Raw genomic sequence first — 25,244 nt, forward strand, 5'->3', positions numbered from 1 at the left:
GGATTCTGACTGGTTGCGATCACTCCTAATCTAAAGTTACAAAAAGTTGTACGATGTACATCCATTTACAAAAAGGTTATTCCACTCTTCGCCGATCTGGAATAAAGGAGAAGAAATGATATGAAAAAAAGAAATGAGATGCAACTGGCTTTACAGATGGTTTCGGGCTATGGGGGTGAGTTCAGCGCATGGAGAATGCCTGGCACGGATCCTGCAGCCTACACCAATATGGATAGTTATGTAGAGCGGGCTAAATTAGCTGAACAAGGAAAGTTTCAAATGATTTTCATCGCGGATACTCCAGCGTTGTCCAACAACTTAGGTCCTCAGACGCCTATGTCCCCTATGGACCCTATGTTGGCACTGATGGCTGTAGCAAGAGAAACGAACCACATTGGGCTTGTTGCTACTCTCTCTACGACATTTAATTATCCCTACAACATTGCACGTCAGTTCAAAGCACTGGATGTAATCAGTCATGGACGTGCGGGATGGAATGCGGTTACCACATCCGACCCCTTAGCAGCGGCTAATTTCGGTGCCCGGGTTGCTAATCGCCAAGAACGCTACGAGAAGGCACATGAGAGTATACAAATTGTTCAGGCCTTGTGGGGGAGTTGGAAAACAGATGCATGGACGTTAGATGTAGAAGGAGGGAAGTTTGCCGACATGGACAAAATCCAGCCTATCAACCTTCAAGGTCAATATTTTGCATCTCGTGGTCCACTGCCCATTCCCCCTTCCGAGCAAGGCCAGCCTGTTATTTTCCAGGCAGGAGGAGGGAGTGAGGGATTGGAATTGGCGGGAAAATACGCTTCCGGCGTCTACGCTAATCCTTATGATATTGCGTCTGCTGTTGAACAAAGACAAGCCATTCGTCAAAGTGCTGTCCGTTTCGGGCGAAATCCCAATGATATTAAGATATTTGCAGGTTTCATGTTTTCTCTAGCATCAACGGAAGAGGAAGCTCTGGATCGTCGGAAACAGCTTATGAGCTTTAATCCCCAGGAAATCCCAAGTCGGGTAAGTTACCTTGGTTCCATGATTGGATTGCCCTTATCGGTGAACTCGGTAGATATTGATCAACCTTTAGCGGCCGACTTGTTGAAAAATGCATATGCCAACCCCATGGATCCACGTTCTCCAATAGCCTTGAAGTTGTTGTTACAAGGGCTATCCGTTCGGGATGTTCTCGCCCACGGAGTCATCAACTATCATCCCGTCGTTGCAGGCACACCCACTCAGGTTGCGGACTTTTTGGAAAAATGGTTTTTAGCTGAAGCGTGTGACGGATTCTCGGTCGTGCCCGATGTATCTTTTGATGGTGTTGCGGATTTTGTGAATCAGGTTGTACCCATCTTGCAGGAGCGCGCATTGTTCCATAAAGAATATGAAGGAAAAACATTACGAGAGAACATGGGCGTTCCATACGAGTATGGAATGCGGGAATATGAAATAAACGAATAGAGGAGAGGATTTTAATGAATCAGACGCTTGAGTTACTTCATAACCATACATCGTTTCGTTCTTATACATCTCAACCCCTGACTGAGGAACAAATCGATGCGATCTTTCAGGCAGCGAATCAAACTTCATCGTTCAGTCTCCTGCAGGCCGGGTCCATTATGCGAATTACCGATCCGGTTCTCCGAAAAAAAGTCAGACAACTTGCTGTCAATCAACCTTATATTGAAGAAGCTGCAGAGTTTTGGATCTTCTGTGCAGATTTTAACCGAAATCATCAAATTGCCCCGGATGTGGATATCGAATATATTGAATTTCTGTTGATCGGTTCATTCGATGCCGGGCTGATGGCACAAAATGCGTTAACCGCTGCCGAATCCATGGGACTAGGTGGTGTATTTATTGGTGGGGTCAGAGCTAATATCAGCGAACTGTCTGAGTTATTGAATTTGCCGAAATATGTGATTCCTTTGGTGGGATTATGTATAGGTAATCCAGCTGAAGATAAGCCTGACCTGAAACCTCGGCTGCCTCAATCCATGGTGTTACTTGAAAATCAGTATCAATCACTGGATCAAGAGAAATTAGCTATCTATAATGAAACCATGTTGAAGTATTATGAAAATCGTCCGACGAGAGCCCCCTTCACAGTGAAAAAAGTTAAAGGATGGAGTGACCACATTCAGGATCATCTCCAGAGAAGTATTCAGCCTCAAATGATGGACTATTTGAACAAGCAAGGATTTGCCAAAAAATAAGTTTCAGATAAAGCCAAACATTTTTTACCAAGAGCTGCCCCCAGTAGGCGGAAGCTCTAAGGTGAATTGACACCTATATATCACCGTGATACATTTAGTCTGCTAAATATAATTCGGATGACAGGGGGGGATAACTCGTGACAGATGCGGTAAATTGTGATATTCGACAGTCGTTAGATCGGATTTCCTCCCAAATGCGTCGAAATTATAGTGAATCTCTGAGAGAACTTAATCTCTATGTAGGGCAAGATAATTTGCTGTATCGTCTGTGGCTGGGTGATGGGGTAACACAGATGCAACTATGTGAACACTTGAAATGCGAACCGCCAACGGTAACGAACATGGTTAAATCACTGGAGCAGAACGGATTTATATATCGTCAACGTGATGTACAAGATGCAAGAATCATGCGTATTTTTCTAACGGACAAAGGAAAAGCATTAGAAAAACCGGTTGAGATTAAATGGAGGGAGCAGCAGGAGAAGTTACTTCAATCCATTTCTACGGAAGATCGATTGATCTTAAGACAACTAATGCAACAAATGGAGAGGAATATAGTATAACCTTGGAAATGATCCGATGAAAACCTATAACAACGATGATTGCAGTTTACATGGTTGAACCTGATTAGTTCAACTCCTGTAGCACATACATGTTCGCAAAGAAATAACGGTGAACAAAAAAACTTCCCAAAAATAAAAACACGCCTAGAGCTACGAGCAGCCTTGGCGTGTTTTTGGTTGTCAGCTTTGATTTCGAATGAATGATGGCTACTTCGTAGCACCTTTTAACAGAAGTTGACGGTACATTACCTCGAATAGGAACTCGAACGCTTCCAGATGACGTTTCGCTTCAAAAGCATCCTTGCCCCAGGCATAAATACCGTGATTACGCAGCAAAATTCCTGGTACTTTGGCGTCAAGTACACCTGGCACCAATTCGGCGATGGATGGAATATCCGCAAAGTTAGGAAGAACCGGTACACGAATCTCCGCATTTTCTTCCCAGATGTTGAAGGCTTTGATCAATTCGATGCCTTGAATCGGTACGTGTCCATCCGTTCCAAAAAACTCACTGATCAGGTTGTTAAATACCGTATGCACATGGAATACAGCACCACAGCCGGTTAAACGGTAGATTTCGCAATGAATCAGTGTTTCAGCGCTCGGTTTCAGGGTTGTGGTCTCTATAGCCTTGCCGTGCTTGTCCACAAACAGAAAATCTTCCGGTGTTCGGAGAGACTTATCTTTGCCTGATGCGGTAACTGCAAAATAAAATTGCTCGGGATCGAAGTCGCCCACACGCATCGACAGGTTGCCGCTTGTACCGGGGAACCAGTTACGGCTCGCAAACAGCGCTTTAATATCAGCCAGCTCTTCGAGGACCTGGCGTTTATGTTCCAATGTAATCTTTTCAAAACCCATCTTTACAGCACTCCTTGTGTTTGCTTCTGTTTCATATCTTCCATGATATCGTAGAAGGTTGCAAATGGCACATGGTCTACACCAAGCTCTATGCATTTATCTGTCAGGATGGAACGGGAATAGACCAGATCGGCTATTTTGGCTCCTTCAAAATCCGTCAGACTGTCTCCAATGAGGATGCGATTATATTGTTCTTCCGGGAATGTACGAATAACCGTCGTTTTACACATACCGCAGCCGTTCTCACAAGGAGGCTGACAAGGATTAGGCCATTCAATACGTATGAATTCATCGGTGAAATCCGCCCCGTTGCAATACACGTGATCCTGTGGAATATCGAATGGAGCGAGCAAAGGCTCGATAAAAAAGTCCATTCCGCCGCTGGTAACATTGAATTCGATACCCTCGTCCCGAACGTATGCAAGAAATTCGCTGAACCCCTCACGGATGCCAGCCTGTCCAAGTACAAATTCCACAATCTCATCTTTTTGTGAAGAAGGCAGCAGAGCGAACATGGCTCCAACACCTTCACGGAGCGAAATTCGCTGTTCAATCGTGTCTTTCATAATTACTTCAATGCCTTCAGGTTTAAAATGTTTCATAATCGCTACGATATTGTCCGAGAGGGTGATCGTACCATCAAAGTCACAGAAAATGACTGTCTTTTTGTCACTTCTCATTGCTCGCCACCCCACAGATCCAATGCGCTTTTCAACTCGGGATGCTCGGTTGCATATTCTGCCAATGGAATGGAGCGCTGGGCTGCTTCAATAGCTTGCAGGAATGCACGTCCGCCTGCTTCAGTTCCCATGGGATGTCCATGAATCCCGCCACCGGCATTGACGATGACATCCGTGCCAAAATCACGCAAAATCATCGGTACAAGTCCTGGATGGATACCTGCTGAGGGAACTGGCATACTTGTTCTCACAGGCAAATCAGATGACAGTAATTGTTCCGTGATCGCCATATTCTCTTCCTTTGGCATCGTGACCGATCCGTAAGGGGAAGGGAAGAGAACCAGATCCGCTCCGGCAAGTCGCATCAGCTGTCCCAGCAGGACGGATGCCGAAATACCATAGTATGGTGAAGGATACAACGCACCTGCAAGCGCAGGGTGAGCCATGATTGGCACGTTGATGTCCGGATCACTGCTAAGTTCGTGCAGCACATCATATCCGTAAGATAAGACATTAAACAACAGCGCATTGGCTCCTGCACCTATCGCACGTTCAGCCTGTTGTTTCAGGCGTGATGTGGGTCCGGTCAAGTTTGCTGCATAAAGGAGTTTTTTGCCTGTCTCTTTCTGGGCTTGTTCCGCAGCTTTCATGCAGACCTCGACTCTTTTCTCAATCGGAGTCAGTTTATTCTCAAACAGAATTTCATCGTCCTTAATCAAGTCTACTCCACCAAGAGCTTGGCGAATAAACTGTTCCCGTAATTCGTCCGCATCCAGTCCAATGACTGATTTAAAGATACTCATTAACAGTGGACGATCGTATACACCTAGCAGGTCACGAACACCATTCATTCCAAACTTTGGACCAGGGAATGCGCTGAGGAAACCGTCCGAGAAACCGAGACGTGTCAGTTTGATGCGTCCATCCATTGAGATTTTCCCAAAGACCGTCACAAGCAGGGCAGGGATATCACGGCTGAAATTTACATCAGGATAACCGATGGTAATATCGGCGTAACGCTCACCTGGTGCCATGCCCTCAGCTTCATGCACGTTAACACTGATGACTTCACCCAGATGTTTCTGCATTGCTTCGCGCTTGGCTTGTGGCAACTCAGTCCAACTGCCAACAGTCATGCCGACAGCAATGGACTCCGCCTTTTTGCGGAAATCTGTACGATCATCATGCAGACGATATGTGGCTGTGCACATATTGTTCATTTTAAATCCCCTTCCAAAGCAGCTCCCATCTCCCGTGAGCGCTCTGCACAGCGGTTGACGGCTGCAATTACATTTTCAAAGAAATCTCCCTCATCCAGCGTTTTCAGTGCTGCCTGAGTTGCGCCTCCCGGAGAGGTCACATCACTACGGAGTTTCATCGGCTCCAAGCCAGTCTGTTGTACCATTCGTGAAGCGCCCAATACGGTTTGCACCGTCAGATCACGCGATTGCTGGCTGGACAAGCCACCACGAATACCTGCGGCAATCATGGCCTCCATCAAATAGTATACATAAGCCGGACCGCTTCCGGAAATACCTGTAAGCACTTCGAGTTTATCTTCAGGCACGATGGTTACGATTCCAACGGCTTCAAACATGGTCATGACTGTACTGCGTTGTTCATCCGTAATTTCTGCAGAAAAGGCAAGCCCGGTTGCACCAAGTCCGATGGTGCTGGATGTATTCGGCATCGTACGAGCGATCGGCTGTTTGCGACCCAGCAAGGATTGCATCGTACGGATCGATAAACCGGCAATGACGGAAACGATCAATTGATCCGGTGACAGGAGCGGCCCAAGTTCACGCAGGGCTGCGGCGGCATCCTTCGGTTTCATGCAGAGTACAATGACCGGAGAAGCAGCGAGATGATCCAGTGATTGTGAAGCAGTCCCAGTATGTACGGCATAACGGGTACTGAGCTCCTCCTGACGTTTCTGGTTGCTGCGGTTCAGCATGGTAATATCCTGAGGACGAACGACCAGGCGGGAGATCAGACCGCGCACGATGGCTTCTGCCATCGCGCCTGCTCCGTGGAAAGTAATCTTTTGTTGTAATAACGTCTGTTGTTCTTGACTCATTGTTATCGTTCCTCCTATATAAATGTAGCTGCGATATTATTGCCGAATTTGTCCATTGCCAGTGATACGGTATTTGGTGGATGTCAGAGCAGGCAGGCCCATCGGTCCGCGTGCATGCAGCTTCTGGGTGCTAATCCCGATCTCGGCTCCATAACCGAATTCGAACCCGTCTGTGAAACGAGTCGAAGCGTTATGGTATACAGCAGCTGCATCTACATCATGTAAAAAGCGCTCTGCGTTGGTGGTATCCCGAGTAACGATACACTCCGAATGCTTCGTGCCGAATCGTGCGATATGCTGCATCGCTTCGTCCAGGTTCTGAACAACACGAATATTTAAAATATAATCATTATACTCTGTTGCATAATCCGCTTCTGTCACAGGAAGGGCAGAGGGAACCAGGCGGCGAACTGTGTCACAGCCCTTCAGCTGCACATTAGCCTCACTGAACTTTTCGGCCAGAGCGGGCAGATGCTCTTCTGCGTATACAGCATGAAGCAATAAAGTTTCCATAGAGTTGCACACGGAAGGACGCTGTGCCTTGGCATTGACAGCAATCTCTGCTGCCATGATTGGATCGGCAGATTCATCCACATAGGTATGACAGATACCTGCTCCTGTTTCGATCACAGGTACTGTTGCATTGGCAACCACATTGCGAATAAGTGAAGCTCCGCCGCGCGGGATGATGACATCCAGCAGTCCGTTTAACTTGAGCATTTCATCCACCGAAGAACGGTCTGCGTCCTCAACAAGCTGCAATGCGTCAGCGGGCATTTCAGTTGTAGTGAGTGCTTGATGCAGCACCTCCACAATCTTGCGATTAGAGGATAGAGCAGAGGAGCCGCCTCGCAGCAGTACAGCGTTGCCTGTTTTGAGGCATAGTCCAGCTGCATCAACTGTAACATTTGGACGGGCCTCGTAGATGATGCCGATCAGACCGATGGGCACTCTTAATTTTTCCACATGCAATCCGTTCGGACGAGTGAATGTCTCCAGCACTTCGCCGACAGGGTCCTGTAACTCCACGATCTGACGCAATCCTTCAGCGATGCCGGCGATACGCTCCTTATTCAAAGCGAGACGATCCAGCATCGATTCCGGAGTACCTTGCTGTCTACCACGTTCCAGGTCCTCAGCGTTCGCTGCAATAATGGAATCCGTTTGGGCAATCAATGCGTCTGCCATAACCAGCAGGGCGTTATTCTTTTGTTCTGTGCTCAGGCGATTCAGCTGTGGAACTACAGCTTGGGCCATGCTCGCTTTTTCTCTGACTTCACTCATCATAAATTCCTCCCATATATAAAAGTGGAAACATAAGATTGTTTATTGTTTATTGGCTATAACGATGAACCTGAGTGGTGCAATCGTCAAGACCATAGCCGTTCTATTTTAACGTAATCCATTCATCCCGATGGATGACTTCAAGTCGATGAATGCTGTTCAGCTGCTTCATCACTTCGCCACTCGTTAATCCCGCGATAAGACGAAGCTGGTCATCATCATAATTAACGATACCACGACCAAGCAAAGTATCATCCATACCCAGTACCTCTACAACATCTCCAGCATGGAAAGTGCCGAGCACACGTTTGACGCCTACAGGCAGGAGACTATGACCACCATGGACCAGTGCTTCTTCGGCACCATTGTCCACAACGACCGTACCGAGCGGGGTAGACATGAAGCCAAGCCATTGCTTTTTACGAGAGAGAGCGGCAAGGCGAGTCTCGAAATACGTACCTTTTCCGGTGCCATCAACCGCTTTTTGCATGTCTCCGGGCTCTTTCACACTCCCCACAAAGACAGGCACGCCTCCACGTGTTGCCACTTTGGCTGCATCCACTTTGGACCGCATGCCGCCCGTACCTACGGATGATCCAGATCCGCCAGCATAGGCATAAATTTCTGCCGTAATCTCGGGAATGCGGTCATAACGGACAGCAGATGGATCTTTGCGTGGATCGGCCGTGTACAGACCGTTGGTATCTGTAAGAATGACCAGATGCTGTGCCTTGACCAGATTCGCTACCAGAGCAGACAGGAGATCGTTATCCCCGAATTTCAGTTCATCGACAGATACGGTATCATTCTCGTTAAAAATCGGAATGACGCGCTGTTTGAGCAGCTCTTCCACGGTCATGCCTGCATTGCCCATCCGTTTGCGGCTATGAAAGTCGGTGCGGGTAAGCAGAATTTGTGCCGTAGTAACGCGGTGCGCTGCAAAAGCCTGTTGATATGCCTGCATCAGCAAAGCTTGCCCAACAGCCGCTGCGGCTTGTTTTTCATGCAGTTGCTTGGGCCGCTGGGGGTAACCGATCTCCCGAAATCCGGCAGCCACCGCTCCTGAGGTGACGAGAAGAACCTCATGGCCTTGTTCGGCCAAGGAAGCAATTTCTCCAGCAAAAAAAGTAATCGAACTTCGATCGAGACCGCCTTCTTCCGTAGTAAGCGAGCTGCTTCCGATCTTAACGACAATACGTGAGGTCATGTTTTCACTTCCTTAAACAATATTAATGATTGACCCTGGAGCAGACCGTTGGGTACAAAAAAAACTCCCGCCCTTTAGTTAAAAAGGACGAAAGTTCGTTACTTCCGCGGTACCACCTTTATTGATGATTGGATCATCCGGCTTCATGCCCTGTAACAGAAGGCACTGTCCTGTGCATCACAGGCCGCTCAGGGGTAGGTTTCGGAGAGAAGCCGCGGTAAATTCTTGCAGCCGGGTGGAATTTACTCTCTGGGCGCGGCTGATCCTCTCGTACTGGTCCCGTCATCACGTTTCGTTCAATATTTCCTTATAACATACCATGGAAACTTGGCAGATGCAAAGGGGTTATGCACCTGTAAATTACTTGAATAAATTCAACTTGCCAATCCGCTCCGCTGCTTCCCTTAATCGGTTTTCATCACTTAGCAATCCTGCGCGCACGTAGCCCTCACCATGTGAACCGAAACCAATGCCTGGTGCTACCGCGACCTTTGCTTCACGCAGTAACACGTCTGCAAAGGAAGCAGAAGTAAAGCCTGCTGGGACAGGCAGCCAGCTAAAGAAGGAGCCCCCCGGTTTCTGGGCTTGCCAGCCGATGGATGAGAGTGCGTCATAGAAGGCGTCGCGGCGTGATTCATAACGTGCAACCAGTGAAGTGACACATTCCTGGGAAGATGTTAGTGCAGCCGCAGCAGCGGCCTGGATGCCTCCAAAGAGACTCACGTAGATATGATCCTGAAGCAGATTGATTTTGGAGATGATCTCCGCATTGCCCAGAGCAAATCCGACACGCCAACCCGCCATATTGTAGGTTTTGGATAACGTGTAGAACTCAATACCCACTTCTTTGGCACCTGGTGCCTGCAAAAAGCTCACTGGACGATGTCCATCGAATCCAATTGCACCATACGCGAAGTCACTGGCTACGACGATTTTATTTTGAATGGCGAACTCTACCGTATCTTCATAGAAGGAAAGCGGGGCGGTTGCCGATGTTGGATTGTTAGGATAGTTCAGGAACATCAGCTTGGCCTTTTCACGATCCCCAGTAGAGATTGCTTCATAATCAGGCAGGAATGCATTGGATTCCTGCAGTGGCATAAATGACATATGCGCTTTCGCCAGTGCTACACCGGACCAATAGTCAGGATAACCTGGATCAGGCACGAGACATACGTCGCCGGGATTGAGCAATACCTGAGGTAACTGAACCAAGCCCGTTTTTCCGCCAAACAAGATGGCAACTTCCGTTTCGGGGTTCAGGTCGACGTTGTAATCTTCCTTGTAACGTTTCGCAACGGCTTCCTTCAGGAAAGCATGCCCGCTAAAAGGTGAATATTTGTGATAAAGCGGGTTCTCTGCCGACTCTTGCAGAGTTTTTACAATGTGGGGCGGTGTAGGTGTATCCGGGTTGCCCTGACCCAGGTTAATCACGTCATGACCACTTGCGATTTCGCGGTTTACATTTTGAACTAGGGAAGCAAAAAACTGTGTAGGAAGCTGTGTCATTACATCGGATGCAGGTATGGTAAAGGCTGAAGCACCCGATGCTTTAGGCTGATTAGTCATGCTATACATCACTCCGCTTATGAAAGATGGCAATATAGTACTCATTAATTTATCATGTCAATCCCGAGCTGTATAGGGGGAAAACACTTCATGAATACTTGGGTGGAGCCAATATTTGAGTTTTTGTACAAAACTGAAATGAGGCATTTCGTTTTGTCCATTGAGATTAGGGGAAATCCTGTTTTATGATTGTATTCGATAATGATAATCAATATCATTGATAAATAGGAAAGAAGCACTTATTAGGGGGAGAAATAGAAATGAAAAAGAGTATACGAAATATGGCAGTATTATTGACGGTTACATGGTTATCCATTCTTCTGCTGGCTTGTGTAAATCAGACTTCAACTCCATCTGCCGGAACGGATGATTCCAAAATGGTCAATGAAACACTGACAGACGAGGATCCGTCCAATCAGGAACAAACGGCATCCGCGGATAACAGTGAAGGTGAAACCCGGATGTTCAAGGACTGGACGGGTCATGAAGTAGAGGTTCCCGTTACGCCAAAACGTGTGATATATCATGGAGAAGTTACTGGTGATCTGCTGGCGCTCGGCGTTGTTCCTATAGGTATAATTCGGCAGGATGGAACCGTATATGATGATCAGGTAGCCCAGGCAGAAGATGTAGGTTTCCCGTTGAGCGTTGAAAAGGCACTTACATTAAATCCGGATTTGATCATTTTCTCGAATAGTGATGAATCACAGTATGATCAAATTTCGAAGGTTGCTCCAACGGTAACCTTTGACTCGTTTGCCTCATTGGAAGACCGGATGCGCATTCTAGGCGATCTGTTGAACAAAAAGCCGGAAGCGGAAGCGTGGATTACGGGCCATCAAAAAGCAACGGAAGCGATGTGGCAGCAGCTTCATGAGAATGGACTGAAAGAAGGGGAAACGGCATCGGTATTCACTATGTACCCCGGTAATCGCTTGTTTGTCATGGCGGGAGCAGGATTGCCACAGTTGTTATATGGAGCGGACGGAATGAAACCAACTGCGGAAATTCAGAAAGTATTAGATGAAGGAATGGGCTTTGCGGAGATTTCTACTGAAAAATTGCCTGAAATTGCGGGTGATCGGGTATTTATTCTTGATCCTGTGACGGATGATGCCAAGCAATCCACCAAAGAATTGCTGGATACTCCGATCTGGAAGAACCTTCCTGCAGTAAAAGAAGGAAAAGTATATCGATTCGATCTGGTCAAAGCTTCAAGTGATGCGACTTCAAGAGAGTGGCTCCTGAAAGAGCTGCCAAAACAGATGAAGCAATAATTGATCTAAGATATGCTGCAAGTGATCAGTGATCCATTACAATTACAAAAAAAAGGTGCTTCAAAAGTCGTGAAATGACTGCTGGAGGAGCGCCTTTTTGCTTTTTGCAGCATGTAACCTAATAGCACCGATGGATTATGGGCAAAGTCTCGCATATAATCAGTTCATACCGAACAATTGATAATGATTCTCATTTTATAGAACGAGGTGGACCAACATGCAAGCTTTGGGTGGCGATCCGGGAGGGTTGTATTTTTCATCATTCATGTTTCGACTGGATCATCTGGAACAACGAACTGAACTACGAGAACAGGTAATGCTGGAAGTGGCATGTGATAAACATACGTTCCTGATTTGCGAAGAAGGGCAAGGTCGCTTATATATAGGATATGAACAGTTTCCCTTTACAACCGGATGTGTTTACCCGCTTTCTCCGGGCGAGGGGTATCAGATTGAACATGGAAACCAGTTGGAATTGAAATATATGGTGATGTCTTTTGATGTTATTCATGTGTTAGCGGGAGATCCGGAACAGTATACGAGACCTATATTTGAACATAGAACTCAAATGAATGGCTATCCTTACGCTCGTTTATGTGGGATGCTGGAACAGCTGTATGCTATTCGTGAATATCAAACAGATGCTGATTACAGCCATTTGAATGTACAATTTCAGCGATGGATGGAAATGATCATCACCCGATATATTTTACCACAAACGGAGCAGAGCATTGAATCACGAGTAAAGAGTACGATTCAGTATGTTGAAGACCATTATGCTGAAGAAATCACAGTCCAGAAACTGGCACAGCTTGCAAGTATCCGGCCCGTGCAATATACGACCTTGTTTAGACAACTAACCGGACACAAGCCGCTTGATTATGTGAACCATGTACGAATTAAACATGCCAAGGAGTGGCTGCGCAAATCCGATGAACCGCTTCGCGATATAGCAACCCGGGTGGGTTTTAAGGATGAGTATTATTTTAGCAGGCGTTTTCGTCAAATGACCGGATTATCGCCTCGTCAATATGACCGATCTATTCAGCAACAAACACTGGTTCAGGATTGGTTGGGTCATGATGTTAATATTCCGGCACAGCCAGAGCGAATTATGTTTTATGGTGATTCCGGTGGAGATTTGCAAGTGCTGGGTATAGGTTTATTAGGAGATCAGGCATATGATGCGTTAGCCCCGGTTAACGTGGAAGAGACAGTCCGGATGAGGCCAGACCTGATTATTTTCGATAGCACCAATGAACAGCAATATGAGCAATTTTCCCGAATTGCACCCACTCTTGCCTATAACTCTCATGCAACTCTGGAAGATCGGATTTGCAGAGTGGGAAGCTGGTTTGGCAAGCAATCGGAGGCTGGACAATGGCTTTCCTCCTACCGGGAACGTACGGAAAAGATGTGGATGGAGATCCATGCTTCGATTGAACTGGATGAAACGGCATCCGTATTTACATATCATCGGGGTGCACGATTGTTTGTCATGGGCAATATCGGACTGGCTTCGATGTTGTATCATCCGATGGGGTTCAGACCCGTTACAAAAGTGAATGAAGCGCTCGTCGCGGGCAGAGCCTATAAGGAGATTTCGTCTGAAGCGATTCGTCCGTATGCGGGTGACCATATATTTATTTTGCTTCCTGAAGAAATGATTGCGAGGCAGGCCACAGAGAAATTAATGCAAAGCACAAGCTGGAGAGCACTTCCGGCCGTTCAGAAGGGACAGGTGTACGTAGTGGAGGAGACAACGTGGAATTTGGGCGATGCACTGACGAACAATCGATTGTTAACGTTGCTGCCCGAGTTGTTATGCAGGAGTTCAGAACGAAAACAGGTTGCAGAGGTTTGAATGATCAAGCTATGATTACAGGTATTACGATTCAGAGGAGTGCTTGTCATGACAGAACAGCAACAAGGGGAAATGCGTGTGGCTCTGATTCAGGGCGATATTCGGCTCGGAGACCCTGAGGCCAATCATAAACATATGCAGTCTTTGCTCGAACAAGCGGTGGAACGTTACCCTGATCTGAGACTGGCTGTGCTGCCCGAGATGTGGAATACGGGCTATGCTTTGGAACAAATTCATGAGCTTGCTGACCCGGAGGGCCAGAAATCAAGAGAGTGGCTCAAGGCTTTTGCCCAAAAACATCGGATTTCCATCGTTGGCGGTTCCATTGCGGAGAAACGTGATGGGCAAATCTACAATACAATGTACGCCTATGATAGCAAAGGAAATCAGGTGACACGTTATGATAAATTGCATTTGTTCCGCCTGATGGATGAAGAGAAGTATTTGCAGCCTGGTGCTGAACCGGAAATATTCGAATTGGAGAACGGCCTCACCGCTGGAGCTTCGATCTGTTATGATATCCGTTTTCCAGAGCTTGCTCGTACGCTTGCCTTAAACGGAGCCAAAGCATTAATCGTCCCCGCTGAATGGCCGAACCCGCGCTTGCACCATTGGCGTACCCTGCTTACCGCAAGGGCCATCGAGAATCAGATGTACGTTATTGCCTGCAACCGCGTAGGAAAAGGCGGAGATACCGAGTTTTTCGGGCATTCCCTTATTATTGATCCTTGGGGTGAAATTGTGGCTGAAGGCGGAGAAGGGGAAGAGATCGTGACCGGAGTTATTCGTCCTTCGCTGGTGGATGAGGTTCGTGGCCGTATTCCGGTGTTCGAAGACCGGAGACCTGGCATTTATTTTGGCAGTAAATAAAAATCTGTAATTTTCCAATAAAGTGTTTATTCTTCTGGGAGGCGGGTAATGATAACTATCCCGTCACCAAGGAGGATGATCAATCAATGGACAACCATGTGAAAGATACGCTCAGGAGACTGGAACAGGATAACACAAGGGAAGATCACTTAAGGGCATTCTTAGAGAATGGAGCAGGAGGGCTATCACCCCCTGATTCAACTGTTCAGGACGAAGGCCGTGTAATGAATCAGCAAAACAGGCTGACAAGCGATCGTAATTTGCGTAAATAAACCGCCAAACATGAAGTTTTCTTATGTATGTTTCTACGTTAACATTATAAATAAACATCGAAGCTAAACATCTTAACAAGCAACATTGTACTGGAACCAGTTACTGTGATTGCAAAGTAAGAACTTTATCCTGCGGATGCGGGAGACGAGTATAGAACAAAGGCTTGGCCCTTATGGGTCAAGCCTTTGTTTATTTTATTGCCATGTGGGGCGGGCCTAATACGCTGATTTTCAGACTATTCTCCTTGAGAGAGCTCGGCAACGGTTTGTTGAAACGTATGAATGAATGCCTCGGCCGCTTTGGAGAGAACCCGTCCTTGACGGTAAGCAACGACGAGAGTACGGCTGGGAGTTGGCTCAGCCAGCGGGACATAGACGGGGACGAATTCACTGCGGGGCGCGCGTGCAATAAAACGCGGAACCAGTGTAATCCCCATGCCTGTAGCCACCAGTGACTGTACTGTCTCGATGTTCGTACTCTCAAACACCACATTGGGAGCAAATCCGGCTTCCTCACACAGATCAAATGTAAGTTTACGGAAGCCCTGGCCTTTCTTCAGAACAACGAATGGTTCATCGCGAAGCTCTTCCATTCGTACGGGAACCGGATGTTCCGGATCTCCTCTGTGTGCCAGAGGGTGATTCGGGGGAACAGCCAAGTCAATTCGCTCTTCACCAATGGTTACATAAGATAGGCTTGGCTCCTGCAATGGGAGGGAGAGCAGGCTTAAGTCAGCCTTGCCACTGGCTGTCAACTTTTCAAGTGTAAGTCCGGAGTCTTCCAGCAAGGTTACTTCAATCTCGGGATAAGCCTGCTGGAATGCGGGAAGCACATGCGGAAGCAGATGCGAGCCAGTAATCGGCATGCTGCCTACAACGACTTTGCCTTTACGCAGCTGGGAAATGTCCGACATTTCCTGTCTGAGCAGCTCGACTGCATCAATAATTTTCTGAGCCTGCTCTACAAAAGTCACCCCTGCATGGGTTAACTCCACGGTGCTGGTATTACGCTGAAATAAAAGTACGCCCAGTTCCTTTTCAAGTTTGGACAGCTGTTGACTTAAAGAAGGCTGGGCAATGTGCAGCTTCTCGGCTGCCCGGGAGAAATTCCGCTCTGCCGCGATTTGCAGCGTATATTGAAGTTGTCTGAATTCCATATCCACACGTCATTCCTTTCGTTATGCCATCATTATATCACTACAAATAAGAAATGATTAGTTTAACTGAAACGCTTAAACTGCTTAAAAAGAGTTAATACAACACAGGCAAAACTATAACAAAAAGAAACGGCCCCGCAAGGGGGTGAAACGCGTGCTGATCATTCTATGCTAAAAAAGAACACGGCTGCATCTAAATGGCGTACTAATCTGACAGCCATTTTCTTTCCTAGAGCGCTTTTTGATGACAAGTATCTGAGTGATTTAAGTCAATTTGTTAAGCAAATGGCTCTGAAATCCATTCATTAATTTTTTCTTAGCAGTAAATCTTAACTTATGAAGACGTTAACGGATGTAAATTCATCTGGCTAACGTCTTTTTTATTGAACGGTCAGGAATAAATACTTGCACTAACTTAAGGTTTACTTAAAGTTTACTTATAACCACTTGCAAATACTCAAAATCACGCTTATAATCACTTAAAAGGAGGTGCATGTATTGTGTATCAAGAGGAAAGATTGTTAAAAATACTCGAATACTTGAAACAACACCAATCGATGAGTGTTACAGATATATGTACGCTGTTTGAAGTATCAAGGGATACTGCACGAAGGGATATTGTTAGATTAGTACAAGAAGGCGTTGTGATTCGAACTCATGGGGGGCTATCGTTACCTGAGTTACAGAAAGAAATGCTGTCTTATCAGGATCGTTTGATTGATGAATCCGAGAGTAAGAAAAAAATAGGGAAGTTTGGGGCAAAACTTATCCAAGATCATGAGACTGTGATTTTAGACGTATCAACCACGGTGCAATTTGTAGCGGAACAAATTAGCGCAAAAAATTGCACGGTGGTCACGCACTCGATTGATAACGTAGGGATCTTGTCCAATCGAGAGGATCTTCAAATCTATATTCTCGGTGGTTACTTGAATGTAAAGCACCGCTTTTTATATGGCTCTTCCATTATCGATAAACTAAGTGAAATTCGTGCTGATAAAGCCTTCATTGGAGCATCGGCGATCCGGTCTGATGGACTCTATTATCCATATGAAGAAGATGCCCGGGTAAAGAAAGAAATGGCCAGAAGATCTGATCAGGTTATCGTAGTAGCCGATCACACAAAATTTATTGGCAAATCTATTCATCGGCTGGACTTTGAGTTCGTTGACATTTTAGTCACAAATCTGGAACTCCCGAGTGAGATCAGAGAAGTTCTGGATCAGAAGAACATCACTGTTATTGAGTGTCAGGAAGAAAATGAAGAGGTTCGAAAGCAAGACTGATAACCATAGGGAAGAGGAGGGTTTTTATGTATTATATTTTGCATAATGTACAAATGGCACTTCGCAACCGTATCGTTCCATCAGCCAATGTGTGGATTTCTGAAGGGAAAATCATGAGGATAGACACAGGTGATCTTCCTACGCTAGAAGGAGAGTATGAACGGATTGATGGGAGAGGACATTTGCTAGTACCTGGGATGATAGATGTTCATATCCACGGTGCCAATGGCTTTGATATGATGGACGGTACTGAAGAGAGTATTCAAGAAGTTTCACGCCAATGTGCTTTAACGGGGTGTACCTCATTTCTGGCTACATCTGTTAGTTCTACGATGGAGGATCTTCTGGAAATGATTCGTAGTGTCAAGCGTGTAATAGGACAAGAAGTGGGAGCAAAGATCGCAGGGATTCACTTAGAGGGACCGTATCTGAACCCGAAGCGAAAAGGAATGCAGAATGAAAAGTATTTGCGGCATCCCAACATAGAAGAAATGAAGATCATTTTCCAGGAAGCAGGGTCACTCATTAAGATGGTTACTATTGCTCCCGAGCTGCCGGGAGGAATGGACTTGATTTCCTTTTTGAAAGAACAGGGAGTAGTTATAGCGATCGCTCATTCGGATGCCACATATGAGGAAGCCAAACAAGCCTTTACATCAGGTGCGAGTCATGTTACGCATTGTTTTAATGGCATGCGGCCGATCCATCATCGAGATCCGGGTCTGATCGTGGCTGCTTTTGAAGAGAAACATGTAAGTCTTCAAGCTGTTGTGGATAATGTCCATCTGCATCCTGCTATTATTCGACTGATGCATAACCTGAAAGGACCGGAAGGAATGGTCTTGATCACAGATGCTTTACAAGCAATGGGTATGGGCGATGGGAATTATCTATTTGGAGGCCATCATGTCACGGTATCGGGTGGCATTGCAAGACTGGAGGATGGAACACTGGCCTCCAGTACAGTTACCATGAATGAAGCCTTACGTTATACTGTCGAAACCGGAATTCCCTTGATAGATGCCGTACAGATGGCTTCAACTACGCCGGCCAATATTCTTGGATTTCAACAAAAGGGGGAAATTTCCTCTGGTTTCGATGCCGACCTGGTCCTATTGGATGATGAATTTCAGGTTCTCTGGACGATGGTGGGCGGTCAAATTCTATAAATCACTATTATTTGCGATTCCACAGCGAAAGCCCGTTAGATAAGTCTAGTGGGCTTATTTTTATTTTCTTCACATTCCGACCCATACAGGATAATAATCGTCAAATATATAAACAATAATAATGGTATCATGACAAAAATATTACATCGACTGTCGGGGTAATATGATGTACATTGTAGTTGTGGAGGTGACGAGCAGAATGAAACTCAACAAATAAAAACAAGCCGGAGTGCTGCCCAACATGCGCCTCCGGCTTGTTTTTATCAGGTTACTTTGGATGAGTACACGTTCCGTCTTCCTTAAGTATTTGAGCATAGATTGCACAACAGAAGCTCCCGCCAGGTTATTATTCCTTGTGCATTGGCGTGACTTTTGTCCCTTTTAACGGCATGGCTTCTGCATTTGTGCCCTCGAAGTATAAAGGTAGTCCTTCTGCCAGGATAGGCAAGAGTGTTTGGGGTGGGTCTTGGCGCTGATGATGAATATGCAGATGGGGTTCCGATGTGGAACCACTATTTCCTACATGTCCAAGCACTTCTCCGGCATAGACGTGATCTCTCCAACTGCAACGGTAACGCTATCCTTTTTGAGGTGATTAAGTAATAAGTAGGTTCCCGTCGCATCAATTCTGAGATATACGTTATTTCCTTCCATAGAAGGAAATTTTTCGGTACCTGGCACAATATCAGATTCGTCGTCAAAAGCTGCAATAATCGTTCCGGACACCGGTGATAGGACTTTTCAATTCCAAACTCCGTAATGTTCCAGATTAGAACTTCCTGTATTATAGGGTTCCATGACTAAATCATAGGCCCAACGTTCCGAAGGCCAAGTGACATGAGGCAGATTATTGTCGGTGGAATCACCTCCCCAGCCAACAACTGTTTGCTCAGCAAATGGCCATTTAACTGCGACTGAAGGGTGGATATTGATTATATGTACAGGATACGCCAATTGAATAATATTCATGGTTAGAAGGAAATGTGAAGCTAATACAGTACATAAAGCGAGAGGTACCCATTTATCGGAAATGCTTTTCTTCTTGATGATAAAAACTTAAATTAAAAGGATATTTAATAATACTCCTAAGAAACCTAGAGTTGGGATAATAAATTTAAGTGCCATCCATGCATAGACACCAGGTAAGTGGTTAATCAAAAACACGCAGATCCATGACAGTAAAGCTGCAGCTAACATTGTATTACCTAAATACCCGAATGCTAGAATTATTCTTTTCATATTCACTCCTAACGTATAGAAAATGTATAGTGGTTAGACGAATATAACTGGAAAATCACTTCGACTACTAACATATCCGTGGCTCGACACGGTTATTTACGATAATATCCCACAGGGAAATCTGAAAAACAAACATTTGTACAGCTGTATTTGTCTTGTACCGTTCTTTGAAGTTAGTAATACACTATATCAATCTCAGAAAAGGAGTTGATTTAGTTGGCTAACAGTGATGTACGTCTTACTCTTTGGTCGGGTACTAATTTTACCGATCGCCGGATTCGATTCAGACGTGGAGGAGTTGCGGTTCGTGATCTTGGAGCGTTTCGGTTTAACAACGTTCTCTCGAGTTTCCGTCTCAGAAATGTTGTGCAGAGCTCTCAAGTAACGCTTGTACTATTTTCGCGAATTAATTTTCAAGGATCGTTCCGTGTGTTCCGTGGCAGCCAAAGCGTGGCAAACTTGAGTGATTTCAACTTTAACAATGTCACATCTTCGTTTATATTGGTAGGCCGCAACCTTACAAACTCCGAAATTTCCCAAATTCAAAGCACTGGTAGACCGCCTCGCGATATCCTCGTAATAAGACAGTAGTACTGAAAAGGGCGCCCTAGGGCGCCCTTTTTTTACAAATATCAATAGCACAGGTCAAGACAAAATATGCATAGAATTTAACATATTACAAGAGAATAGGTGCTGTTCCCGCAAACAATCCTCCTTTAAACTTGAAGCGTACTTAACAAAATCTGCTAGAGGGGGATTCAAATGCGCAAAAAGGTTATCGGGGGAATTTGCAGTACAGTTCTGGTTTGCAGTCTGCTTGCAGCAGACAACGGAACGACCTACGCCAATGGCGTCAATAACTCTGATGCTCCTACGAACAAATCGGTCAAGAATGTGATCCTGTTTATTACGGATGGGATGAGCTTATCCGATGTTAACTTGGCCAGATGGTATCAGGGAGGACAGGCGCTTACGATGGATAAGTATTTTAGTGGCCTGGTCAGAACGTATTCCACGGATTCACTTACCACGGATTCCGCTGCGGGGGCTACGGCATATGCCACAGGCCATAAGGTTAAGAGTGAGACGGTATCCATACTTCCAGACCTAATAACGATGCCGTTCGTGGATGCAGTTAAACCCGAGGACGTGAACAAACCTCTCCCTACGATTATGGATGCAGCCAGAATGGCAGGGAAAAGTACAGGAACGGTATTTACTTGTGAATTAACGGATGCGACGCCGGCTACATTTTTAAGTCATACCTACACGCGTGACAATGCGCAGTCTATTGCAGAACAGATGGTCTACAGTGGTGTAGATGTTCTTCTTGGGGGTGGGTCCGGGTATTTGGTACCCGGCAAAGAAGACATTAACCGCAAGGATGGAGAAGATTTAACCAAAGTCTTGAAATCAAATGGGTATGAATACGTAACGGATAAAGCAGGTTTAATGAATTCTAAAACGAATAAAATCTGGGGGCTGTTCAACTCCGAAGCACTGGATGCTGATTTTGACCTGAACCCGCACAAGCAGCCGAGCCTTGCTGAAATGACCAAAGCAGCTGTAGAGAAGTTGTCACAGAACGAGAAAGGTTTTATTCTGATGGTTGAAGCAAGTCAGGTTGACTGGTATGGTCATGATAACGATCCGGTGGGTATTATGAGTGAGACATTAGCGTTTGATAAAGCCTTCAAAGCCGCTGTTGACTTTGCAGAAAAAGATGGAAATACAGCAGTTCTATCGGTTTCGGATCATGCTACCGGCGGGCTCAATATGACGAACTATGATTCCACCAAGGACCTTGTCTCCGTGATGAAGAAAGCGAAGCATACCAGTTATTACATTGAAGGCAGTATTAATGAGAACAATTTCAAGAAGGTCCTTGCGGATAATTATGGACTTAGTGATTTAACTAAAGAAGAAGCAGAACAAGTCAAAAAAGGAATGAAAGATAACCTTTCGCCGATCATCGGTAAAATCTTGGGGAATAAGATAGGCGTAACCTTCTCCACGGATGATCACACATCGGAAGAAGTCGGATTGTTCGCCTATCATCCGGCTAATTTTAAACCGACCGATTTCGTGAACAGCGGCGTAATCCAGAATACGGATGTGAATAAGTATATTCAAGAAGTGACCGGACTAAATCTGGCTCAACTTCAGAATACACTGTACGTATCCAGTGATAAATTCAAGGCCAAAGGGGCTACGATCACCCTAGATAAGGCAGATAAGACCAATCCGGTGGTTGTAGTGAAAAAAGCAGGCCAAGTTCTCAAGCTGCCTATAGATAAAAACATCGCCATTCTGGACGGCAAAACAACGAAACTCAATGTACTGACGGTAATGATTAAAGATAAAGTGTGGGTTTCACAGGATGCAGTGGACTTGATTCTCTAATTCTTAAAGCTATGGTGTGATTTGTCGCGTAAAAGTTTAAGCGCTTAAACTGTGGTCTGCATGTCTTTAAGGTAGTTTTTCATGCTTAGTAACTATTAAGATGAACGAGGACCTTTACGCTGAGTAACAGAGGGTGCGGAACAATTCTGAAGAAGACGGTTATCCAGAAATCTGGGGACAATCGCGATTCGTAAGAATGTTCAGCATCCGAAGTGGCGTCCTTGGACAGTTTGATAACACAGGTGAAAATATGGAGGACTTGATCCCGATCGGGACGACTGGGTTGATCAAGGCTAATAGAGGCGGATGAAGTTCTTGATCGAGTACAGCTCAAGGTGAGAAAGAATGGACCCAACGTGAAATCCCCAAAGAGCTCGGCATTTCCCGCTCATGGGTATCCCAGATTGAGAAGCGGGCGTTCATGAAGCTGTATCATAAGTTTTATAAGGTGAAACGGTATATACAGATTAAATAAACCTGAGAACCCCTTTTTTATAAGGGGTTTTTGGGTTGGGAAAAGAAATCTCGACTTGAATTGGGATGAGGAAACTGTGCCTGAGTTTGTTTTTACCGATAAAGAAATGGTCGTTAGAATTATCCAAAACCTGATCCGCAACTGTGTGGCGCAATCCGATTAGATGTAGAGGTACAAATATTGACTGAGCAAAATGCGGTCATATTGTTTTAGAAATCACGTACAAGACGGGTTCCTTGAGATAAGAGTTGAACTTCCGTTATAGCAACCGATTAAAAGAAAAGAATCGTACATGTTAGCCCGAATTCAAACAAAGTGGACTATAGCTCCATGTAACATTTCTTGCGTATACAGTGTGATTATTTTCTTGAAAAATCCTATATGTCTAAAGTCACCCATCGCCCGAAGAAAAAAACAGAAGCGTACAACTAGTTCTTATAATGGTATTTTCTATAAAGTAGTGTGTATAACTGCCTTGAATCAAAAGAATGAAGCACGTAATAAGGAGAAGAATGGCTACCAATAATGCACCGTCATATACCGAACGGTACGTACGGTGGTGTGAGAGGTAGGGGGGCTTAAACGCCCCTCCTACTCGATTATGGGTATTTTTCAAAAGGTATCCATAATGGCGAATGAGTATATGAGGTAATCTCACTAACCGGAATGTTAATATTCTATCGTTATACTATGTCGGCAGGGTACGATACATAGACGGGGGAGAGATTGGGCATTTTATTTTCTCTAATGATTGGTATTCCAGTGGTTTTGATTAAGATTTAAATTGTTTGCGGAAGCAGAGCGGCGAGATACCCATCATTAATTTGAAGGTTCTTCCAAAATGGGAGGTGTTATCAAACCCAACCATTCCCGCAATTTCAGTAACATTAAAAGAAGAGCCAACCAGCAAATCACGCGCTTCTTTAATACGGATGTTATTGATATATTCAATGAAGCTGAACCCGGTGGATTCTTTAAAAGTTCGGCAAAGGTAGGAAGAGCTTATATCGAACTTCCGCGAAATCTCACAAAGGCTAAGCGGCTCCATATAATGTTGATTTACATAATTAACGATGTCCAGAACTTTCTTATGTGTACGATTGGATTCCACCAATGGAGCTGCAAGGCTGTCAAATAGTTTGCGATTAAGATTGATGAGCAACTCTACCAATAAAATTTGTTGGTACTGTTCATATCCGCGGGCTTTCTTTTTCTCTTCCTGAATTATCTTCTGAAAAAGCTGTTCCATGAAATACTGATCCTTCCCGGTCATCTTCAAAGCGCGGTAATCACTTTTGAACAATTTGAGCAGTTCCTCACATTGGCTGCCGGTGCAGAAATGCTGCAGGAATTCTTTCTTGAACAGCAGTGTAACCCGTTCATACATATTGCAGCCGGAATTAACCAGTTTGTGACTTTCGTGAATATCCACAAATAGCAGTGTTCCACCCGCAACCTGGTATGTTCTGTCCCCTATAAAATAATAAAAATCTCCTGATATTAAATACAGAATCTCATATGCATCATGATAGTGACTTGAAGGCATGCTGGTATATACCTGTTTCTTGTGGCTGATGTCAAAAAGAGTAGACTCATAAAATACCGGCTTCATTTAGCACCTCCTAAGAGGATTGTAGACTTGATCTATAGTGTGTAGCAATATATGTATAAAAATTTAATAATTACAAGAGGATACGTGCTGTTTAGACAAACTTTTTGAGTTAAGCTTAAACTGAATTTACCAAGTGTTGGAAAAGGAGGTGTCATGCTCAGAGGTTTGGGGATAAGGTTCATCTCTGTTAAAAGTTAAAGCGCTTATACTATTTGGTAAAGGGAGAGATTGCGGTGCTTAATTCAACGAATAGCAAGGTTTTCAGGAAGATGAAATTTTCATTGTTGATCCTGCTCAGTTTTTCAATCATTTTTTCTTATGGCTCTCTGTCTAATACGTTCCAACAGAAGAGTTACGCGGCAGGGAACCCTGATTCAAATTTCTCACCGGCAACACTTCAATTCTTGCGTATTAACACTGGTCTCGATGGTGAGCAATGGAACAATATCATGATGCTTGTCAACAAACCGGAGCAGGACGATCTGAACTGGACCAAGTTTTACGGATATTGTGAAGATATTGATGATGACCGTGGTTATACGATTGGAATATTCGGTGCGACTACAGGCGGCTCAAATGACACTGGTCCCGACGGTCCGGATCTGTTCAAGGAATATGACGCTGCCAAAGGCGCGAGTAATCCTTCGGTTAAAGGCGCATTGGCTCGAATCGGTGTCAAGGGTGCGATGAAAGGGAAGATCCTCGAAATCAATGAAAGTGAAAAGAGTTTCTGCAAAAAGATCGGCAATTTGCAGAATGATCCCAAGTGGAGAGAGGCTATGTGGAAAACGTTCTACAATGTCTACATTAAGTACAGTGTGGATCAGGCCCGTAAACGCGGCTTTAACTCGGCATTAACGATCGGTTCCTTCGTGGACGCTGCGCTGAACCATGGAGCGACCGGCGGCTCCGAGACTCTTCAAGGGCTTTTGGGTAAATCAGGAAGCAGCACGGATGAGAAGACTTTCATGACCAAATTTTATAAAGAACGGACCAAGATCGTGGATACGAATGAGTACAACTCTCCGCCTAACGGGAAGAATCGTGTGAAGCAGTGGAGCAATTTGCTAAACATGGGAGAGACAGACCTGAAGAACGCAGATTCGGCAGTACTTCAAGTCACTAATTGGAAACTCCAATAAACAGGAGGGAGATGG

22 protein-coding genes and 1 pseudogene are annotated in these 25,244 nt (G+C 45.2%); 13 read left to right on the top strand and 10 right to left on the bottom strand.

What is annotated here, in order from left to right; genetic code table 11:
* Positions 1-120: 120 nt before the first annotated feature.
* The 3 genes from PPA03S_RS26110 (at position 121) to PPA03S_RS26120 (ending at position 2,785) form a co-directional block, all read left to right on the top strand.
* Complete coding sequence (locus PPA03S_RS26110) at positions 121-1,467, top strand: NtaA/DmoA family FMN-dependent monooxygenase (RefSeq protein ID WP_062327538.1); 1,347 nt, start codon at positions 121-123, stop codon at positions 1,465-1,467.
* A 14-nt stretch (positions 1,468-1,481) separates the two neighbouring features.
* Positions 1,482-2,222 (top strand): oxygen-insensitive NADPH nitroreductase, encoded by a 741-nt coding sequence (nfsA, locus tag PPA03S_RS26115; RefSeq protein ID WP_062327541.1) that lies wholly within the window; start codon positions 1,482-1,484, stop codon positions 2,220-2,222.
* A gap of 137 nt (positions 2,223-2,359) precedes the next feature.
* A complete protein-coding gene (locus tag PPA03S_RS26120; protein ID WP_157284373.1) occupies positions 2,360-2,785 on the top strand; it encodes a MarR family winged helix-turn-helix transcriptional regulator in 426 nt (141 codons plus the stop codon).
* Positions 2,786-2,992: 207 nt separating this feature from the next.
* Here the strand turns inward: PPA03S_RS26120 and PPA03S_RS26125 are convergent, their stop codons facing one another.
* From PPA03S_RS26125 to PPA03S_RS26155, 7 genes are all read right to left on the bottom strand, one after another.
* On the bottom strand, positions 2,993-3,646 hold the full coding sequence (locus PPA03S_RS26125; RefSeq protein ID WP_062327544.1) for a methylthioribulose 1-phosphate dehydratase: 654 nt from the start codon (positions 3,644-3,646) through the stop codon (positions 2,993-2,995).
* 2 nt (positions 3,647-3,648) lie between these two features.
* On the bottom strand, positions 3,649-4,326 hold the full coding sequence (locus PPA03S_RS26130) for a 2-hydroxy-3-keto-5-methylthiopentenyl-1-phosphate phosphatase (RefSeq protein ID WP_062327547.1): 678 nt from the start codon (positions 4,324-4,326) through the stop codon (positions 3,649-3,651).
* Entirely contained in the window at positions 4,323-5,546 is a 1,224-nt protein-coding gene (locus tag PPA03S_RS26135; protein ID WP_062327550.1) for a 2,3-diketo-5-methylthiopentyl-1-phosphate enolase, read from the bottom strand. Before PPA03S_RS26135 ends, PPA03S_RS26130 begins: the two co-directional genes overlap by 4 nt.
* A complete protein-coding gene (gene proC / locus PPA03S_RS26140) occupies positions 5,543-6,403 on the bottom strand; it encodes a pyrroline-5-carboxylate reductase (RefSeq protein ID WP_062327553.1) in 861 nt (286 codons plus the stop codon). Before proC ends, PPA03S_RS26135 begins: the two co-directional genes overlap by 4 nt.
* A 36-nt stretch (positions 6,404-6,439) precedes the next feature.
* On the bottom strand, positions 6,440-7,687 hold the full coding sequence (locus tag PPA03S_RS26145) for a glutamate-5-semialdehyde dehydrogenase (protein ID WP_062327556.1): 1,248 nt from the start codon (positions 7,685-7,687) through the stop codon (positions 6,440-6,442).
* A 103-nt stretch (positions 7,688-7,790) separates the two neighbouring features.
* Complete coding sequence (gene proB / locus PPA03S_RS26150; RefSeq protein WP_062327559.1) at positions 7,791-8,894, bottom strand: glutamate 5-kinase; 1,104 nt, start codon at positions 8,892-8,894, stop codon at positions 7,791-7,793.
* A 360-nt stretch (positions 8,895-9,254) separates the two neighbouring features.
* Positions 9,255-10,463: a pyridoxal phosphate-dependent aminotransferase gene (locus tag PPA03S_RS26155; RefSeq protein WP_062327562.1), complete on the bottom strand. Its 1,209-nt coding sequence runs from the start codon at positions 10,461-10,463 to the stop codon at positions 9,255-9,257.
* Positions 10,464-10,723: 260 nt separating this feature from the next.
* Between PPA03S_RS26155 and PPA03S_RS26160 the strand changes: the two genes are divergently transcribed.
* The 4 genes from PPA03S_RS26160 to PPA03S_RS26175 all read left to right on the top strand — a co-directional run bounded on the left by PPA03S_RS26160 (position 10,724) and on the right by PPA03S_RS26175 (position 14,746).
* On the top strand, positions 10,724-11,740 hold the full coding sequence (locus PPA03S_RS26160; RefSeq protein ID WP_062327566.1) for an ABC transporter substrate-binding protein: 1,017 nt from the start codon (positions 10,724-10,726) through the stop codon (positions 11,738-11,740).
* Between the two features lie 217 nt (positions 11,741-11,957).
* Positions 11,958-13,604: an ABC transporter substrate-binding protein gene (locus PPA03S_RS26165; protein ID WP_062327568.1), complete on the top strand. Its 1,647-nt coding sequence runs from the start codon at positions 11,958-11,960 to the stop codon at positions 13,602-13,604.
* A gap of 48 nt (positions 13,605-13,652) precedes the next feature.
* Complete coding sequence (locus PPA03S_RS26170) at positions 13,653-14,474, top strand: carbon-nitrogen family hydrolase (protein WP_062327571.1); 822 nt, start codon at positions 13,653-13,655, stop codon at positions 14,472-14,474.
* 86 nt (positions 14,475-14,560) lie between these two features.
* The gene (locus PPA03S_RS26175; RefSeq protein ID WP_017687767.1) at positions 14,561-14,746 is read left to right on the top strand and encodes a hypothetical protein; all 186 of its coding nucleotides are present in this window, start codon (positions 14,561-14,563) and stop codon (positions 14,744-14,746) included.
* A gap of 236 nt (positions 14,747-14,982) precedes the next feature.
* On the opposite strand, the gene PPA03S_RS26180 is transcribed toward PPA03S_RS26175, so the two are convergent.
* The gene (locus PPA03S_RS26180; RefSeq protein ID WP_062327573.1) at positions 14,983-15,903 is read right to left on the bottom strand and encodes a LysR family transcriptional regulator; all 921 of its coding nucleotides are present in this window, start codon (positions 15,901-15,903) and stop codon (positions 14,983-14,985) included.
* A gap of 500 nt (positions 15,904-16,403) precedes the next feature.
* Here PPA03S_RS26180 and PPA03S_RS26185 point away from each other — a divergent pair, with 500 nt between their 5' ends.
* Together PPA03S_RS26185 and nagA are read left to right on the top strand one after the other, a co-directional pair.
* Positions 16,404-17,189 (top strand): DeoR/GlpR family DNA-binding transcription regulator, encoded by a 786-nt coding sequence (locus PPA03S_RS26185; RefSeq protein WP_174532160.1) that lies wholly within the window; start codon positions 16,404-16,406, stop codon positions 17,187-17,189.
* 26 nt (positions 17,190-17,215) lie between these two features.
* Positions 17,216-18,358 (top strand): N-acetylglucosamine-6-phosphate deacetylase, encoded by a 1,143-nt coding sequence (nagA, locus tag PPA03S_RS26190; RefSeq protein WP_062327578.1) that lies wholly within the window; start codon positions 17,216-17,218, stop codon positions 18,356-18,358.
* A 519-nt stretch (positions 18,359-18,877) separates the two neighbouring features.
* Here nagA and PPA03S_RS34070 read toward each other — a convergent pair.
* Positions 18,878-19,084: a hypothetical protein gene (locus PPA03S_RS34070; protein ID WP_245683737.1), complete on the bottom strand. Its 207-nt coding sequence runs from the start codon at positions 19,082-19,084 to the stop codon at positions 18,878-18,880.
* Between the two features lie 729 nt (positions 19,085-19,813).
* On the opposite strand from PPA03S_RS34070, the gene PPA03S_RS34440 reads away from it, so the two are divergent.
* From PPA03S_RS34440 to PPA03S_RS34530, 3 genes and pseudogenes are all read left to right on the top strand, one after another.
* Positions 19,814-20,188 (top strand): hypothetical protein, encoded by a 375-nt coding sequence (locus PPA03S_RS34440; RefSeq protein ID WP_082704322.1) that lies wholly within the window; start codon positions 19,814-19,816, stop codon positions 20,186-20,188.
* 171 nt (positions 20,189-20,359) lie between these two features.
* Positions 20,360-22,000, top strand: a complete 1,641-nt coding sequence (locus tag PPA03S_RS26205) for an alkaline phosphatase (protein ID WP_062327584.1) — start codon at positions 20,360-20,362, stop codon at positions 21,998-22,000.
* 334 nt (positions 22,001-22,334) lie between these two features.
* Positions 22,335-22,475, top strand: a pseudogene (locus tag PPA03S_RS34530) (sigma factor-like helix-turn-helix DNA-binding protein); the annotation flags it as partial.
* Between the two features lie 772 nt (positions 22,476-23,247).
* Here the strand turns inward: PPA03S_RS34530 and PPA03S_RS26210 are convergent.
* Positions 23,248-24,087 carry an AraC family transcriptional regulator gene (locus PPA03S_RS26210; RefSeq protein ID WP_062327587.1) on the bottom strand — a complete coding sequence of 280 codons (840 nt, stop codon included), beginning with the start codon at positions 24,085-24,087 and terminating at the stop codon, positions 23,248-23,250.
* Between the two features lie 269 nt (positions 24,088-24,356).
* Between PPA03S_RS26210 and PPA03S_RS26215 the strand changes: the two genes are divergently transcribed.
* Positions 24,357-25,229, top strand: a complete 873-nt coding sequence (locus PPA03S_RS26215; RefSeq protein WP_062327647.1) for a chitosanase — start codon at positions 24,357-24,359, stop codon at positions 25,227-25,229.
* Positions 25,230-25,244 lie beyond the last annotated feature (15 nt).

The organism is Paenibacillus pabuli NBRC 13638, assembly GCF_001514495.1.
Taxonomy (GTDB): Bacteria; Bacillota; Bacilli; order Paenibacillales; family Paenibacillaceae; genus Paenibacillus; species Paenibacillus pabuli.

What these genes read in the sequence shown, in the direction of transcription:
- PPA03S_RS26110 (WP_062327538.1), top strand. Translation starts at nt 121, where the DNA reads ATGAAAAAAAGAAATGAGATGCAACTGGCTTTACAGATGGTTTCGGGC.
- PPA03S_RS26165 (WP_062327568.1), top strand. Translation starts at nt 11,958, where the DNA reads ATGCAAGCTTTGGGTGGCGATCCGGGAGGGTTGTATTTTTCATCATTC.
- PPA03S_RS26210 (WP_062327587.1), bottom strand. Translation starts at nt 24,087, where the DNA reads ATGAAGCCGGTATTTTATGAGTCTACTCTTTTTGACATCAGCCACAAG.
- PPA03S_RS26155 (WP_062327562.1), bottom strand. Translation starts at nt 10,463, where the DNA reads ATGACTAATCAGCCTAAAGCATCGGGTGCTTCAGCCTTTACCATACCT.
- PPA03S_RS26160 (WP_062327566.1), top strand. Translation starts at nt 10,724, where the DNA reads ATGAAAAAGAGTATACGAAATATGGCAGTATTATTGACGGTTACATGG.
- PPA03S_RS26215 (WP_062327647.1), top strand. Translation starts at nt 24,357, where the DNA reads ATGAAATTTTCATTGTTGATCCTGCTCAGTTTTTCAATCATTTTTTCT.
- PPA03S_RS26170 (WP_062327571.1), top strand. Translation starts at nt 13,653, where the DNA reads ATGACAGAACAGCAACAAGGGGAAATGCGTGTGGCTCTGATTCAGGGC.
- proC (WP_062327553.1), bottom strand. Translation starts at nt 6,403, where the DNA reads ATGAGTCAAGAACAACAGACGTTATTACAACAAAAGATTACTTTCCAC.
- nagA (WP_062327578.1), top strand. Translation starts at nt 17,216, where the DNA reads ATGTATTATATTTTGCATAATGTACAAATGGCACTTCGCAACCGTATC.
- PPA03S_RS26180 (WP_062327573.1), bottom strand. Translation starts at nt 15,903, where the DNA reads ATGGAATTCAGACAACTTCAATATACGCTGCAAATCGCGGCAGAGCGG.
- PPA03S_RS26175 (WP_017687767.1), top strand. Translation starts at nt 14,561, where the DNA reads ATGGACAACCATGTGAAAGATACGCTCAGGAGACTGGAACAGGATAAC.
- nfsA (WP_062327541.1), top strand. Translation starts at nt 1,482, where the DNA reads ATGAATCAGACGCTTGAGTTACTTCATAACCATACATCGTTTCGTTCT.
- PPA03S_RS26205 (WP_062327584.1), top strand. Translation starts at nt 20,360, where the DNA reads ATGCGCAAAAAGGTTATCGGGGGAATTTGCAGTACAGTTCTGGTTTGC.
- proB (WP_062327559.1), bottom strand. Translation starts at nt 8,894, where the DNA reads ATGACCTCACGTATTGTCGTTAAGATCGGAAGCAGCTCGCTTACTACG.
- PPA03S_RS26145 (WP_062327556.1), bottom strand. Translation starts at nt 7,687, where the DNA reads ATGAGTGAAGTCAGAGAAAAAGCGAGCATGGCCCAAGCTGTAGTTCCA.
- PPA03S_RS26125 (WP_062327544.1), bottom strand. Translation starts at nt 3,646, where the DNA reads ATGGGTTTTGAAAAGATTACATTGGAACATAAACGCCAGGTCCTCGAA.
- PPA03S_RS26135 (WP_062327550.1), bottom strand. Translation starts at nt 5,546, where the DNA reads ATGAACAATATGTGCACAGCCACATATCGTCTGCATGATGATCGTACA.
- PPA03S_RS26130 (WP_062327547.1), bottom strand. Translation starts at nt 4,326, where the DNA reads ATGAGAAGTGACAAAAAGACAGTCATTTTCTGTGACTTTGATGGTACG.